This window comes from Candidatus Goldiibacteriota bacterium HGW-Goldbacteria-1, from assembly GCA_002839855.1.
Lineage (GTDB): Bacteria > Oederibacteriota > PGYV01 > PGYV01 > PGYV01 > PGYV01.
Genome location: PGYV01000004.1, coordinates 188996 through 202404 on the forward strand (window position 1 = coordinate 188996; position 13409 = coordinate 202404).

The 13409-nt window shown below is 42.6% G+C and carries 13 protein-coding genes; 3 read left to right on the forward strand and 10 right to left on the reverse strand.

The window, feature by feature from the left end:
• Window positions 1-4: 4 nt before the first annotated feature.
• The 3 genes from CVV21_04650 to CVV21_04660 form a co-directional block, all read right to left on the reverse strand.
• Window positions 5-583 carry a hypothetical protein gene (locus tag CVV21_04650; GenBank protein ID PKL92041.1) on the reverse strand — a complete coding sequence of 193 codons (579 nt, stop codon included), beginning with the start codon at window positions 581-583 and terminating at the stop codon, window positions 5-7.
• Window positions 584-598: 15 nt separating this feature from the next.
• The gene (locus tag CVV21_04655) at window positions 599-2245 is read right to left on the reverse strand and encodes a long-chain fatty acid--CoA ligase (GenBank protein PKL92042.1); all 1647 of its coding nucleotides are present in this window, start codon (window positions 2243-2245) and stop codon (window positions 599-601) included.
• Between the two features lie 438 nt (window positions 2246-2683).
• A complete protein-coding gene (locus tag CVV21_04660) occupies window positions 2684-4339 on the reverse strand; it encodes a hypothetical protein (protein ID PKL92043.1) in 1656 nt (551 codons plus the stop codon).
• A 170-nt stretch (window positions 4340-4509) separates the two neighbouring features.
• Here CVV21_04660 and CVV21_04665 point away from each other — a divergent pair, with 170 nt between their 5' ends.
• The 3 genes from CVV21_04665 (at window position 4510) to CVV21_04675 (ending at window position 7659) form a co-directional block, all read left to right on the forward strand.
• Window positions 4510-4839 carry a hypothetical protein gene (locus CVV21_04665; GenBank protein ID PKL92044.1) on the forward strand — a complete coding sequence of 110 codons (330 nt, stop codon included), beginning with the start codon at window positions 4510-4512 and terminating at the stop codon, window positions 4837-4839.
• A 57-nt stretch (window positions 4840-4896) separates the two neighbouring features.
• Complete coding sequence (locus CVV21_04670) at window positions 4897-5925, forward strand: (4Fe-4S)-binding protein (GenBank protein ID PKL92045.1); 1029 nt, start codon at window positions 4897-4899, stop codon at window positions 5923-5925.
• Between the two features lie 342 nt (window positions 5926-6267).
• Complete coding sequence (locus tag CVV21_04675) at window positions 6268-7659, forward strand: MFS transporter (protein PKL92046.1); 1392 nt, start codon at window positions 6268-6270, stop codon at window positions 7657-7659.
• Window positions 7660-7663: 4 nt separating this feature from the next.
• Here CVV21_04675 and queC read toward each other — a convergent pair whose 3' ends face one another.
• From queC to CVV21_04710, 7 genes are all read right to left on the reverse strand, one after another.
• Complete coding sequence (gene queC / locus CVV21_04680; protein ID PKL92047.1) at window positions 7664-8335, reverse strand: 7-cyano-7-deazaguanine synthase QueC; 672 nt, start codon at window positions 8333-8335, stop codon at window positions 7664-7666.
• A gap of 184 nt (window positions 8336-8519) precedes the next feature.
• Complete coding sequence (locus CVV21_04685; protein ID PKL92048.1) at window positions 8520-9539, reverse strand: hypothetical protein; 1020 nt, start codon at window positions 9537-9539, stop codon at window positions 8520-8522.
• A 261-nt stretch (window positions 9540-9800) separates the two neighbouring features.
• Window positions 9801-10655 carry a hypothetical protein gene (locus CVV21_04690; GenBank protein ID PKL92049.1) on the reverse strand — a complete coding sequence of 285 codons (855 nt, stop codon included), beginning with the start codon at window positions 10653-10655 and terminating at the stop codon, window positions 9801-9803.
• A gap of 137 nt (window positions 10656-10792) precedes the next feature.
• Window positions 10793-11056, reverse strand: a complete 264-nt coding sequence (locus CVV21_04695) for a hypothetical protein (protein ID PKL92050.1) — start codon at window positions 11054-11056, stop codon at window positions 10793-10795.
• Window positions 11057-11326, reverse strand: a complete 270-nt coding sequence (locus CVV21_04700) for a hypothetical protein (GenBank protein ID PKL92051.1) — start codon at window positions 11324-11326, stop codon at window positions 11057-11059.
• 267 nt (window positions 11327-11593) lie between these two features.
• On the reverse strand, window positions 11594-12289 hold the full coding sequence (locus tag CVV21_04705) for a hypothetical protein (GenBank protein PKL92052.1): 696 nt from the start codon (window positions 12287-12289) through the stop codon (window positions 11594-11596).
• 24 nt (window positions 12290-12313) lie between these two features.
• Window positions 12314-13408: a hypothetical protein gene (locus CVV21_04710; GenBank protein ID PKL92053.1), complete on the reverse strand. Its 1095-nt coding sequence runs from the start codon at window positions 13406-13408 to the stop codon at window positions 12314-12316.
• Window position 13409: the final 1 nt, after the last annotated feature.

The following is a 13409-nucleotide window of genomic DNA, read 5'->3' on the forward strand; positions in this document are numbered from 1 at the left end:
ATAATTAATTTAATTTAAAAACTATGGCTATCTGCAGGGCAAACGGCTCTGCTTTTATTGCATCCGGAAGCGGCGGATAAGGCGCGGCGCGCCATATATTCCGCACCGCTTCTTTATCAAGCATTTCATCACCTGACGATGTTAAAAGCCGCGCGTCTGCCACGGTGCCGTTACGGTTAATGGAAAAAGCCACCACAGACTTTCCCGCAATTCCCTTTTGCCTGGCCTGCGGCGGATAAAAACGGTTTGCCTGTATCCTCTGTTTTACCGCGTCATTGTACGCGTAGACTGAATTCTGTGTTTCAATATCTCCGCCGGCAGCAGCCGTGCCGCCGCCCATATCATTATTATCTGAAGTTTCGCTGCGCGCGGCCGTATCATTTTTAGCCAGTTCTGTTTTATGCCCGGTCTTTGCGACATACGGCATAAGTTCAAGCGTGACATCCACCGGCTGATTTGTAACCGTATGCTTCCCTTTAAATAAAGAAAACATACCGGATGCAGTGCCTATTATTCCGGCGTGCAGCATGGCAGAAATTAATAACGCCGCGGCGGATACGGGTAAAGTTTTATTTTTTTTCACAATTTACCTTCATATTCAGCTGTACAGGAACCTTTTTATTTTCTTGGAAGGCGTCTTTTCAAATTCCTGCGCGTGTATTTTAATGGCAGATACCTGGCTGTAAGCCGGCAGCTGCGTGTTAAGTTTTTTTCTTATATTTTCAATCTCTTTTTCAAGGCCCGCTTCGTCAAGCCCGTCTTTATCCGCGCCGTCCATATCCGGAAAAACAAGCGCTGTTATTTTTCCGCCCCTGTCCACCACAACGCATTCGCTTACATAGCGCATCACCGAAAGTTTTGTTTCTATCTCTTCAGGATAAATATTCTGCCCGGAAGGGCCAAGTATCATATTTTTCGACCTGCCGCACAGCGCGATATTGCCTTCGCTGTCCATAGTGCCAAGGTCGCCTGTCTTTAACCAGCCGTCCACAATGGTATCGCGCGTGGCCGTCGGATTCTTATAATACTCTTTCATCACGCTTTCACCCTTAAGCAGAATCTCGCCGGGGACCTTTGCCGGGTCCGGCGAATCTATCCTTGCCTGAAGATAGTTTATCAATTTTCCAACGCTGCCCTTTTTATGGTCTTTCCAGTTGGCGTAGGAAACAAGCGGGCCGCACTCTGTCATGCCGTACCCTATCGTGAACGGAAATTTAATAGATTTGAAAAAATCATCCACTTCCGGGCTTAAAGACGCGCCGCCTATTACTATTTCCATGAAGTTTCCGCCAAAAACATTCACTATCTTTTTCCTTATAACCGCTTCAATGCCTTTGCCCACAACCGGCACATTCAGTAAAAATCCCGTGGGGGTGCCGTCTATGCTCTTTTTTATCTGATTCCTGTAAATCTTTTCAAGCACAAGCGGCACAGAGAGGATAAGCCTTGGCTTTATCTTTGCAAACGCCTCCACAAGTACTGTGGGCGAAGGCAGCCTGTCAAGATACGTTATGTGGCATCCCGCCGCTGTGGGGAATAAAAATTCAAAAGCGCAGCCAAAAGAGTGCGCCAGCGGAAGAAACGACAGAACGTTGTCGCCCGGTTTTAAAGGCATGTTTTCCATGGCAAACCTTACGTTAATATAAAGGCTGCGGCGGCTTAACACCACTCCCTTGGAAAGCCCGGTAGTGCCGGACGTGTACACAATGGCGGCGGTTTCGCTGTCAGCGATGTCGCGCATAAAAAAATGCGCCGGTTCTTTTTCGGGTTTTTTTCTTGCAAAAATATTTTTAACCGCGGATACGGCTCTCATGAATAACGCGGCCTTTTTATTTAAGTATTCCCGCTCCATCGTGTCTATCCTGTACGCGGCGGCAAGTTTCTCGGTTTCAGTCAGTTCAAGCTGTTCTAATATCTCTTCAGAGGCGAATAAAAGCACGGAGTCTGAATGGTTTATTATGTGCTGAATTTCCGACGGTTTAAAATCCGCCAGAATGGGCACTATCACCGCGCCGTAAGTTATGGCAGACAGGTAAGTAAGCACCCAATTGGTGCTGTTACGCGCGGCAAGGGCTATCTTGTCGCCTTTTTTTAACCCCGCTTCGGAAAAAGATTCGTGCATCTTGGCCACTTTTTCCGCGGCTTGTGCATAAGTTATCGGCTCTTTGCCGTAATCCGAAAAAGCCGGCAGCGCCGCGTTTTGTTCAAAACTCTGCCTGTAAAGTTCCGATAATGTCTCCGCCATAAGTCCCTCCGTTGCAACTGACAAGTTGCAGGTTACAAGTTACAGCTAACAGCTGACAAGTTACAGCTAACAGCTGACAAGTTACAGGTTACAAGTTACAAGTGACAAGTTACAGGTTACAACTGACAGCTTACAAGTTGCAGCTGACAGCTGACAAGTTACAGGTTACAACTAACAACTTACAACTGAGAACTGACAGCTGTTACCTGTTACTTGTCACTTGTCACTTGTCACCTGTTACCTGTTACTTGTCACTTGTCACTTGTCACTTGTCACTTGTCACTTGTCACTTGTCACTTGTCACTTGTAACCTGTAACCTGTAACCTGTAACCTGTAACCTGTAACCTGTAACCTGTAACCTGTAACCTGTAACCTGTAACAACCTGTAACCTGTAACCTGTAACCTGTAACCTGTAACCTGTAACCTGTAACCTGTATTACAACCCTTCCACGTTCATATCTTTCGGATATGTAACTTTTACCCTGTATGTAATTACCTTTTTCGCGCCCGCGCCAAGTTTAAACTTCAGCGTGCATATTCCTTTTTCATCTTTTTCCACGCACTCTTCGCTTGCTTTGTAAACTTCAACTTTAATCTTATCGTGCTGCGATACGGGCATGGGCTCTTTAATTTCCAGCTGTGCCTCTTTTTTGTTGAAATTTTCAACTGTTATCTTAAAGCCGTAATCAGCGCCGTTGTCGCCGCCAAAAAGGCCGCGGTCTCCGGTTTTCTTATCTGTTATTTCCCTTTTTATCTTTATGTTCTCGTCTATGCCAAAGGAGACCGTAAGTTTGTCCCCTGTGTTTATCACTTTGCCAATCTGCTGTTTGCCGGAATAATCGCCGTCAAGATACACGGCCATCTCGCCGGGCATTAAGGAAAGTTCGTCTTTGTTTTCTATTTCCGCGGTAAGGTAAGCCGCGTCGTTCTGCGAAGGCACGGCCGAATAGTACATTCCCGCGGTGTCAAATTTCATATTTTTTAAAAAGACGCTTTTAGGTTCCCCGTTTGACTGAACATTAAACCTTCCCTTCATTTCCACCTTCATGGAAAGTTCATTTTCCATTATAGCGTTGTAAGCCGCGGGCGCTTCGCCGTAAGCTTCTTCAGCTTCAGCCATTACCGCTGTGTCCATTGCCATTGCCGCGGGCGCGGCTTCCGCTTTCATAAGCATCTTCTGAGCCCTGTAAACCTGGCGTTCCCTTAAAATCCATGGCGCAGGCTGTGGGATATTAATATTGTGCTGCTTGTTTCCCGTAGATACGGTAAGTTTTATATTTTTCCAGTCTTCCCCGGACTGCTGGTAAACCACAGCGTTATATGCCACTTCCGCCGATAACGATTCCGGCGTATAATTTGCTTCATAAGACGGGTACCAACCCGCGTTATATACGGCGTACTTAACGGTTATTCCCGCGTCAGTTAACGCCGCGGAAGAATCTATCCTTATAAAAAGCACCTTATTGCGCTTTAGGTTACCCGCGCGCACGGAAGAAAGTTCAGATTCCATTACCGCGGCTTTTTCTTTTAATTCTTTAACTTTCTTTTCAGCCGCGCGCTTGTCTTTGTATGCCTGCTCTAACCCTTTGGACGCGAACTTTATTATGGCGTCAAGATTTGCCACAGACACGTCTTTTGTAACCAGCGCTTTTGAAACCTCATCCGCGGACTTGGCGTTTATTGATTCCAGCGCCTTTATCTTTGATTCATTTGCTTTTATCTTATCTTCAACTGCCGCTATTTCAGTTTTTATAGTTTCAAGAGTAACCCTTAGTTCTTTCTCTTTCTGCTCGAAAACCGCTTTTGAAAGCACCTCTTTGTATTCAAACTCTTTTACAAGAAAAGCGCCTGCCCCGGATTTTTTTACCGAAAGGGTGTTTTCCACCATTCCCACAGGCAGGTCGGTTATCGCAAGAAGCGTTTCGCCTTTGACAAGTGAGGCATTAACATTTCTTTCCACATATGCCGTGTTTGAATAAACAGTAACGCCGGATATCGGCGCCTTAATTTCCGCGGCATTTTCAAACCCCGGGATAGCCGCGTACACTGAAATACACGAAAATAAAGACAGTACCATAATAAGCTTTTTCATATTATTACCTCCAAAAGTAATTAATACGCTAATTTTACACCCGTTAAACCTTATTTTCAATTTAATAATATGCAAGTATGCTATTGCTTTATACTGCGGATAAATTATAATTAAAGATATATGAAATATGTCCGATATATAACAAAGAATCTGCAATAAGGAGCATTAAATTGGCGCTAAAAAACTGTGAAAGATGCGGAAGGACAATGGATACAGGCCAGTCATCGGCAACTGTGTGCCCTGACTGCCTTATGAAAGACGGCATGGACCTTGGAAAAGTGACTTTATACTTGAGAAAAAACCCCCTTGCCAGCGTGTCTCAGGTCTGCAAGGATACCGGCGTCCCCTTTTCAACTGTCAACCGGCTTATAGATAAAGGCACGCTTAAAATTTCAAACAGGCCCAACTCTTCTGTATGCAGGTTCTGCGGAAAACCTGCAAAAGACAGCGTATGCCCTTCCTGCCGCGACAAACTGAAAAATTCCGGCATAATAAAATAAATTTTGCAAAACATCCAAGCCTCTAAGCCTCTAAGCATCCAAGCATCATTTTACTATATGTCCGGTACAGGCAATTCATTTAAGACAGCCGTCTGGGCGGGCGAAAAATTAAAGGAACACGGCTGTGCTGCGTCTGTCATACCAATGGAGAAAGCATCCCTTAAAAACAACCCGCCGTCAGATAATAACCTTACGGGAATATTTACACCCACTCACGCTTTCACCGCCGCATGGCCCGCGATTAAATTTGCTTTTATGATGCCCCGCGTAAAAAAAGCGCCCGCAATTATTATAGCCACCCGCGCCGGCGCTTACTACGGCCCGCTGCCCCTGCCCGGAATGGAAGGCACAGCGTGTTTGATTATCGCGTTAATACTTCTGCTTAAAGGTTATGACATACGCGGTTTCGCGGGAATGGATATGCCCACAAACTGGCTTGCCCTGCACTGGGGAATGACGGAGAAACACGCGCAGTATTTTTACGACAAAACAAAACGCGAAATTTCCGCGTTTATGGATACGGTTGCATCAGGCAGGCGGATATTTAAAGGCATTCCGTCATGGATAATGGGGCTGACGTTTTTACCGGTAAGTTTTGCGTATTTGATAGCCGGTCGTTTGATGCTGTCCAAGGTTATGTTTGCGGATGAAAAGTGCACAAGCTGCGGTATCTGCGCGGCCAACTGCCCTTACGGCGCGATTATAATGAAGGGTGAGAAGATAAAAAAACCTTACTGGACGTTTAAATGTGAAAGCTGCGAAAGGTGTATCGCTTACTGCCCGGAAAAATCCATTCAGGCGGCGCATTCATATTTAGTAATTGTGTGCTGGCTGCTTTTTGGGGCTGTTACAGCCGCGGTTCAGCAGGTAATAATACAGAACCCTGTTTTTAATAACGAATTTGCTTCAATGATTTTTATGTTGATCAGCTCGTTGGGGTTATTTTTTGTGTGCTATTGGGCGCTTTATCTTATTACCCGCTTTAAACCATTCGCGTGGCTGTTTTCCCACACCACCTTTACAAAGATATTCCGGCGCTACCACCAGAGCGACGTAACCCTGCGGGATTTGAAGAACGGGAAATAGAAACCGAGGGACGGATGCACAGAGGGACAGAGGGACAGAAGATTACCGGCAGCTAGACAATCGGTTTGGCCTTGGTAGCCGCGGGCTTTAGCCCGGGGCAGTTGCAGTTGTTCTAAATTGGTTTTAGATTTGGTAAGCGCACCTTTTTAATACCGAGCCCATAATAATATTACCCGGTATTATATGCGGCAGTTGATTTAAAACAACGCACCCTGAAGGGTGCGGCTACCAATACCAAACCATGTTGCCAAGCCTCCAAGCCTCTAACCATCCAAGCCTCCAAATAGCCTCCAACCATAAAATCACTTTTATTCTCCCCCCATATACGGTATATTTATCATTATGATTAACGAAAATACACTCCACGAATATGACAGCGAAACAAAAAACGCGGCGCTTATATCGGCAATGATAGCGGCTTTTTCCATGTCATTTATGGGTTCTTCGCTTAACGTGGCATTACCTTCAATAGGAAAAGAATTCGGCGTAAGCGCCCTTTTTCTTGGCTGGATTGCCACATCCTACCTTTTAAGTTCGGCAATCTTTCAGGTACCATTCGGCAGGCTTGCCGACATTTACGGAAGGCGCAGGTATTTCACCTTAGGAATGATAATTTTTACATTATCATCACTGGCCACCGTGTTTGTTACAAACGTCGTTTTATTTATAACCCTGCGCGTGGTTCAGGGTATTGGAGGGTCAATGGTGTTTGGGACGGGTGTAGCGATTTTAACATCTGTTTTTAACGCCAGAGAACGGGGCAAAGTACTTGGGCTTAACGTTGCCGCGGTTTATACGGGGCTGTCAGCAGGGCCTTTTTTAGGCGGCATTCTTACGCAGAATTTCGGATGGCGTTATATATTTCTGCTTAATACCTCAATGTGCGCGGCAGCTGTCTTTTTTGCCGCGTTTAAAATGAAAGGCGAATGGGCGGAATCGGGCGGCGAATCTTTTGACCTTATCGGCTCTTTAATTTTCGCGCCCGGAATGTTCTTTTTAATATTCGGGCTGTCGTCATTGCCTTCAACGACAGGCGCAGCGGCGCTTATACTTGGCATACTGCTTCTTATTTTATTTGTTATTGTGGAATTTAGAATAAAACACCCTGTTATGAATATGAAGCTGTTTTTTCACAACGCGGTGTTTGCCTTTTCAAATCTGGCCGCGCTTATTCACTACGCCTCTTCTTTCGCGGTCTCTTTCCTTTTAAGTTTGTACCTGCAGTACGTTAAAGGCTTTTCCCCGCAGGCGGCAGGGCTGGTGCTTATGATACAGCCGGTAATTATGATGGCATTCGCCCCCGCGGCAGGAAAATTATCAGACAGGTTTAACCCGGGTAAAATTGCATCATCAGGAATGGCAATGACAGCAGCCGGCCTTTTAATGCTTGTCTTTATTAACGCGCAGACGCCGGTGTATTACACGGCAGCCGCGCTTATTTTTATAGGGTTTGGGTTCGCGTTTTTCTCTTCGCCCAACACCAACGCGGTTATGAGCAGCGTGGAGAGAAAGGACTATTCAATTGCGTCAGCCGCGCTTGGGACAATGAGGGTGACAGGCCAGATGACCGGCCTTGCCATAGGGATGATGGCGCTTTCAATATTCATAGGAACCGCAAAGATAGAACCTTCAAATATGGGCGAGTTTATAAAAGCCGTACAGGCGGCGTTTATGCTGTCAGCCGCGCTGTGTATTACGGGTATTTTCGCGTCATTGCAGAGAAATAAAAGATAAACCTTTAATTGTGTTTCAGCGGGTCGGCAATGCCGGCTTCTTTAAAACCTTTCGCGCGGAGTCTGCACGCCGGGCATTTATTACAGGGCTTATTATTACCTTCATAACATGTGTGCGTATATTTCATCATATCAAGCACTTTCAATTCTTTCGCCAAAAGCACTGTCTGCATCTTGTTTTTGTTCAGTAAAGGAGTATGAATTTTTACAGGGTATTCCATCCCCAGCGATAGGCTTTTTTCCATTGAACGGATAAACTCCCCCCTGCAGTCCGGATATCCTGAATAATCCGCCTGCGACACGCCTATTACGATATTTTCCGCTTTGTTAACATAGGCGTAAGCCGCGGCAGCAGTTAAAAACAGGATATTCCTGCCAGGTACAAAAGACGCCGGCAGTTTTTTGTTTATTTTATCGTGTTTATTAATTGATGATGTCTTATCAAGCAAAGCGGAGTTTTGGATAGCTTCGTACTCTTTAACAACAATAACCGTGTGTTTTACCCCGGCAAGTTTGGCAATTTTAGCCGCGCTTTTAAGTTCTATTTTATGGCGCTGGCCATAGTCAAAGCTTACAGCCATAACGTTTTTGAATTTCTTCATCGCCCAAAAAAGCGCAGTGGTTGAATCCTGCCCGCCGGACAAAAGCACAACGCATCTGGAATTTATTTTTTTCATTTATCTCCGCCTTAAGTGTTTTAAGGATTTTACTATGTATCCCACCCGTGGTCAACACGATTGATGTTTGCCATTGGCATTGTATTTAATGTAGAGACGCATCATGATGCGTCTCTGATTTTGATTTTAAAAAATACGAGGCGCAATATATTGCGCCTCTACGTTATAAAACAAACCGAACAAACTAAAACAAAACCATCTCAACCGCATCTTCATCCGCAGAAGTACTGCTATTTCTTATTTTACCTTTTATTTCAAATCTATCACCAAGCAGATTAAACTCTTTAACCCACACAAAATAATTTTCCATTTTCTTTTCATTGATAGCAAACCTGTCAGCGGATTTATCATACTTCAAACTAACCAGATATCCGGACTCATTGTGATTGCAAACAAAATAAACATCAGTATTTGATGCCCAAACAAATTTCCAGGACACATCATATCGTTCCTTCAAATTCTCAAATTTCTTTTCCTCTCCATTTTCAAAAGGATATGCCACAAACATTTTTCTTGCTTTTAGATCTAAAACATCCACATAATCTGACATATACTCCTCAGGCATACCCATTCTCGGCATATATCTGAGCATACAAATAAATCGTTTATCAGGAGATATCGCAATACTTCTTGCAGGAAAATACATCATTTCTTTTTTCTTATTTATTTTAAACATCGTAAAAACGGCATTTTCATTCGAACCAAACGAATAACCTTTAACTAAAAATTCTTTATCTGTTATCCATATAATATCTTCTATTCTGTCCGTTAAATTTTTAACAATATGCTTTTTAGCGCCTTTCCCTGATAGTTTCATAGTCCATACTGTAAAGTATTCAAGATTGCCTTTTTTCGGCACTATCTGATCCTTTTTATCAAAATACGCAACCATTTCTTTATTCGGCGAAAGTATAATATGCTTTTTCTCTCCCAATCGATCAAAAAGTTTAATTTTAACCCCATCTATTTCCGCATAAACCTTTTCACCTTCCACTATAATCTCTTCACTGAAATTATATTTTGATTGCTCCTCTTCATGCGGTTCATCTTTTGTGTTAACAACAATAATATTTCTGCCTTTTTTCATTTCTTTTATTCTTTCATCTATTGCTTTTTCTTCTTCCTCCGTAAACTTAATATCTGCAGAAAAAACACACTGCGTAAATAATAAAAAAATCACTGCAAGAATGTATTTGTTTTTCACTTTTCCCACCTCATATGGTTTCATTATTAATTTAGCTTGTGCTTTTCGTTCTGGTAGCCGCACCCTTCAGGGTGCGTTGTTTTAAATCTATACTGTCCCTGCTTCTTCTGCCCGTAAACTCGCTTCATCGCAGGGATTTCCGCTGCGCATGCTCGCTCCAACCGCACCTTAAAAGGTGCGCCTACCAGGACAAAAATCTAACTGCCGCGGGCTGAAGACCCGCGTCCGCGTCTACCAAAAATCAATCCTAAATACGCTCTTTTAAATCTCCAAAACAGCCATCACGGGTTCACCGTTATGATTTGTGCCGGTTATTCTTATTCTGTTATTAACCCATTCAAGTTTTTCTATTTTCATTATCGATTTATCAAATATTTTCAAAGTCTTTCCGGGATTCTTTATGTCTTTATGAAAATTCAACACAACCAGCTTATTATTTTTAATGCCTGCAACTATAAACGCCACAGTATCCGGGTCTTTCCAAACAAAATCTGACAGCATGCCGATATCTTCGCTTTCAAATTGATAAACTACAGGTATGGGTTTTTCATCAAACTTTATCTTTTTATTGCCGGTCAGAGATAACAGTTTTACCGCCATTCTTATTGATTCAGGAGCCCCTCTTGGCGGCAATTGTATATAAATTATTTTATCTGCAGATTTCGGCATGCTGAATTTCGCCCCCAACAAACTAAGAAACCTGCTTTTATCCTTTAACCAAGAAAATCTTATCTCTTCATATCCCTTGTCTTTGTCACAGCGGCAAAACAAAATATTATTATTGGGTATCTCCACATCCAATAAATCAAAGCAACTAACCCCGGAATTTACTATAAATTCTAAGCGCCCATTTTCGGCATTATGAACATAAACATCAAAGATTCCCTCGCCTTTCTTCTTTGCATATAATATTTTCTTTTTTGATATCGAAAACTTAATATTACGTTTTTCATCCGTATCATCATTTATAATAACAGTATTTTTATCTTTTATTAAAAGGATTTTGTTATCATTGATAACTAATTCGCCGTCAACAGATTCAGCACTAAGTGGTAAAAAAGACAATCCAATTAAAGCGATAACCGCGATAAGTGAAAGTAATGTTATTTTTTTCATCCCAATTCCCTTTGTTTTGATATTTTATAATTACAAGGATATGTTAGCATAATTTCTTTAAAAAAGCGGTGAGATTTAGGATTTTGAACAAATACAAAACCGAGACGCAATGTATTGCGTCTCTACGTTAACGTTTTTTAAAACAGGCACTTAAAATCCGCAATTACGATTTTCCCGTCTTTTAAAACAGCAAAAGCAATCTCAAAATGATTTTTATCATTATAGTGTACTTTTTTTATCCCCAGCTTGCTGTCACAAACCACATTTATTATACCGGGAGTATTATTAAAGGTTTTAAGCCGGGATAACGCAAGGATAATTCTGCAGAATATTTTTTTCTTTTGCCCTGTCAGCATATTATATTTTAGTAACGCCTGTTCCAGAAAAGATATTAACTCCATCTATTTTTTTGCCGTTGTTTTGATTTTGGAAGGTATTTTTTTACCTGTTACTTCAGAAAAACCTTTGGCTGATTTTAATTTCTCTTCAAAATTATCAAACGCGGATTCAAAGTTAAACGAATCTTCTTTAAGTTCCACAATCCTCATCTCATCCAGCATGGCGCGTTCAAGTAATTTGTGTATTTTATACCCTTTTTCATCGCAAAAGTTCCTGAATTTATCCCTAACATCCTTATCTATCTTGTTTGTAAAGGTCGCAAGTTTCGCCATATCATTCACCCCGTATGCTGTCAGTTTTTGTTTCCATACAAAGTATACCCGCGCCACAATTCAAATTCAAGTACAAAATAATTATTTATTACGTGGTTTTGTTTTTTAGGTTTTAACCCCATAATTTCAAATCTACTGCCGCACCTTAAAAGGTGCGGCTACCAGTTCCAGTTCTTCCAAGCCTCCAAGCATCTAACCATCCAAGCCTCTACTTACCAAGCCTCCAAGCATCTAACCATCCATGCCTCTACTTACCAAGCCTCCGGCTTACAAAGTCCTCGCCGCCGTCAAACATATCACTTTCCCCGCTCCTGCTTTTTTTAACACGCGTGCGGCTTCATTTAGCGTCGCGCAGGTGGTGGCAACGTCGTCAACCAGCGCGATTGGCATGCCCGTAACGTCAGACGAGGCTTTAAACGCGCCTTTTACGTTTTTTGCCCTGTCTTGCCTTTCAAGAAACCTCTGCTGCTGCGTCTCTTTTACTTTTATCAGAGCGTTAATTACCTTATTGCCGCTTAGCTTTGCCAATTCTTTTGCCAGCACTTCACTTTGATTATAACCCCGCTCCGCGCCTGTTAACCTGCTTACCGGGACGGGGACAAAAACAAAACCGGTTAAATCCACATCCGCGTTATTCATAAAATATTGCGCGATTACTTTTCCGGCTTTTGTCTTTTGATGAAATTTTAAGGAGTGTATAAGCGCCCTAAGCGCGCCTTCATACGCGCCGGCAGAACGCGCGTAATCAAAATACCTTTTGTTCACCCTGCACGCGGTGCATGTGTCAACGTGTTTGGACGGTAATGAAATACCGCAGATTTTACAGTAATTTTTGCCGATTGGTTTTATGGAATTGTAACAGGAAGGGCAGACATAACCGTATTGAAAATCCTTTATGTACCTGCCGCAGTTTGCGCATTCAGTGGGATAAAAAAGGCTTATAAGCCCGTTTACAAACTTCATCTCTACCCTCTATGTTTTAATATCTTACAGCAGCGCTTTACACAGCGCTATTATCTTCCCCGCGATTATTTCATTTGTATAATTTTCACTTACGCGTTTGTATCCCTTTTCAACAAGTGAATTAAATAATTCTTTATTATTCTGCAGTTTTTCTATTGCTTCAGCAAGGCCAAAAGGGTTGCCTTCCCTGAAAATAAGGCCTGCGTCACCTATGACATTGGGTATTTCACCGGAATCAGAACCAATCACGGCTATTTTGGAAGCGAACGCCTCTATCAACACCCTTCCAAACTGCTCTTTCCACCCTTCTGTCGTCACTGACGGTAAAATTAGCACCTGCATATTCTTTATACATTCGTTAAGCTGCGCCCTGTCCATATACCCGTGAAAAATAACCCGCTCTGATATATTTAGTTTTGCTGCGGAGTTTTTAAGCGTATTAACGTATTCTTCATTACCCGTACCCACAAGATTTAAATTAATATCTTTTACTTTTGACACCGCTTCAATAAGTGTATCCATGCCTTTTTCTTCTGTAAGCCTTCCTATATATACCGCCTCTTTAATCCCGCTGCCAAAACCGCATGCAGGTGAAAAATCACTGATATTTAAACCATACTGCGGTATTACCTCCAGAGGATTTACAAAACCTTTTACTTTAAGGATATCAGCGGCTTCTTTATTGCCCGCCACTGCCGCGTCCGCGTTTTTAAGGCAGTATTTTTCTATTTTATTGTAGATAAAGTTGTAGCTGCGGTGAATGTTTTCCCAAGTGAAAAATACGGTTTTTTTGCCCGCTTTTTTTGCGGCTTTTATGAACTGCCATGTCACAGCCACAAAAGGTTCTTCTTCAAGATAAACAATATCGGGGTTATGCTTTTTGATGATGTCATAGGCGTTAAGATACAGGTGGAAGAAACGTTTTTTTATCATAACCGTTTTACCGGTTTCGTAAGTTATGGATTGATTACCCGTATATACAGGCGCATCTATGCCGCCTTCGGGCCAGTAAGGCGGGGTTACAAGTATAATTTCAGCGCCGAATTTTTCCGCCATAAGGCACAGCTTCTGCTGGTGGTACTGTAAAACAGAGCTGTGGGATACAAAAAGTATTTTCAAA

What these genes read in the sequence shown, in the direction of transcription:
- CVV21_04655 (PKL92042.1), bottom strand. Translation starts at nt 2,245, where the DNA reads ATGGCGGAGACATTATCGGAACTTTACAGGCAGAGTTTTGAACAAAAC.
- CVV21_04660 (PKL92043.1), bottom strand. Translation starts at nt 4,339, where the DNA reads ATGAAAAAGCTTATTATGGTACTGTCTTTATTTTCGTGTATTTCAGTG.
- CVV21_04670 (PKL92045.1), top strand. Translation starts at nt 4,897, where the DNA reads ATGTCCGGTACAGGCAATTCATTTAAGACAGCCGTCTGGGCGGGCGAA.
- CVV21_04675 (PKL92046.1), top strand. Translation starts at nt 6,268, where the DNA reads ATGATTAACGAAAATACACTCCACGAATATGACAGCGAAACAAAAAAC.
- queC (PKL92047.1), bottom strand. Translation starts at nt 8,335, where the DNA reads ATGAAAAAAATAAATTCCAGATGCGTTGTGCTTTTGTCCGGCGGGCAG.
- CVV21_04690 (PKL92049.1), bottom strand. Translation starts at nt 10,655, where the DNA reads ATGAAAAAAATAACATTACTTTCACTTATCGCGGTTATCGCTTTAATT.
- CVV21_04695 (PKL92050.1), bottom strand. Translation starts at nt 11,056, where the DNA reads ATGGAGTTAATATCTTTTCTGGAACAGGCGTTACTAAAATATAATATG.
- CVV21_04700 (PKL92051.1), bottom strand. Translation starts at nt 11,326, where the DNA reads ATGGCGAAACTTGCGACCTTTACAAACAAGATAGATAAGGATGTTAGG.
- CVV21_04705 (PKL92052.1), bottom strand. Translation starts at nt 12,289, where the DNA reads ATGAAGTTTGTAAACGGGCTTATAAGCCTTTTTTATCCCACTGAATGC.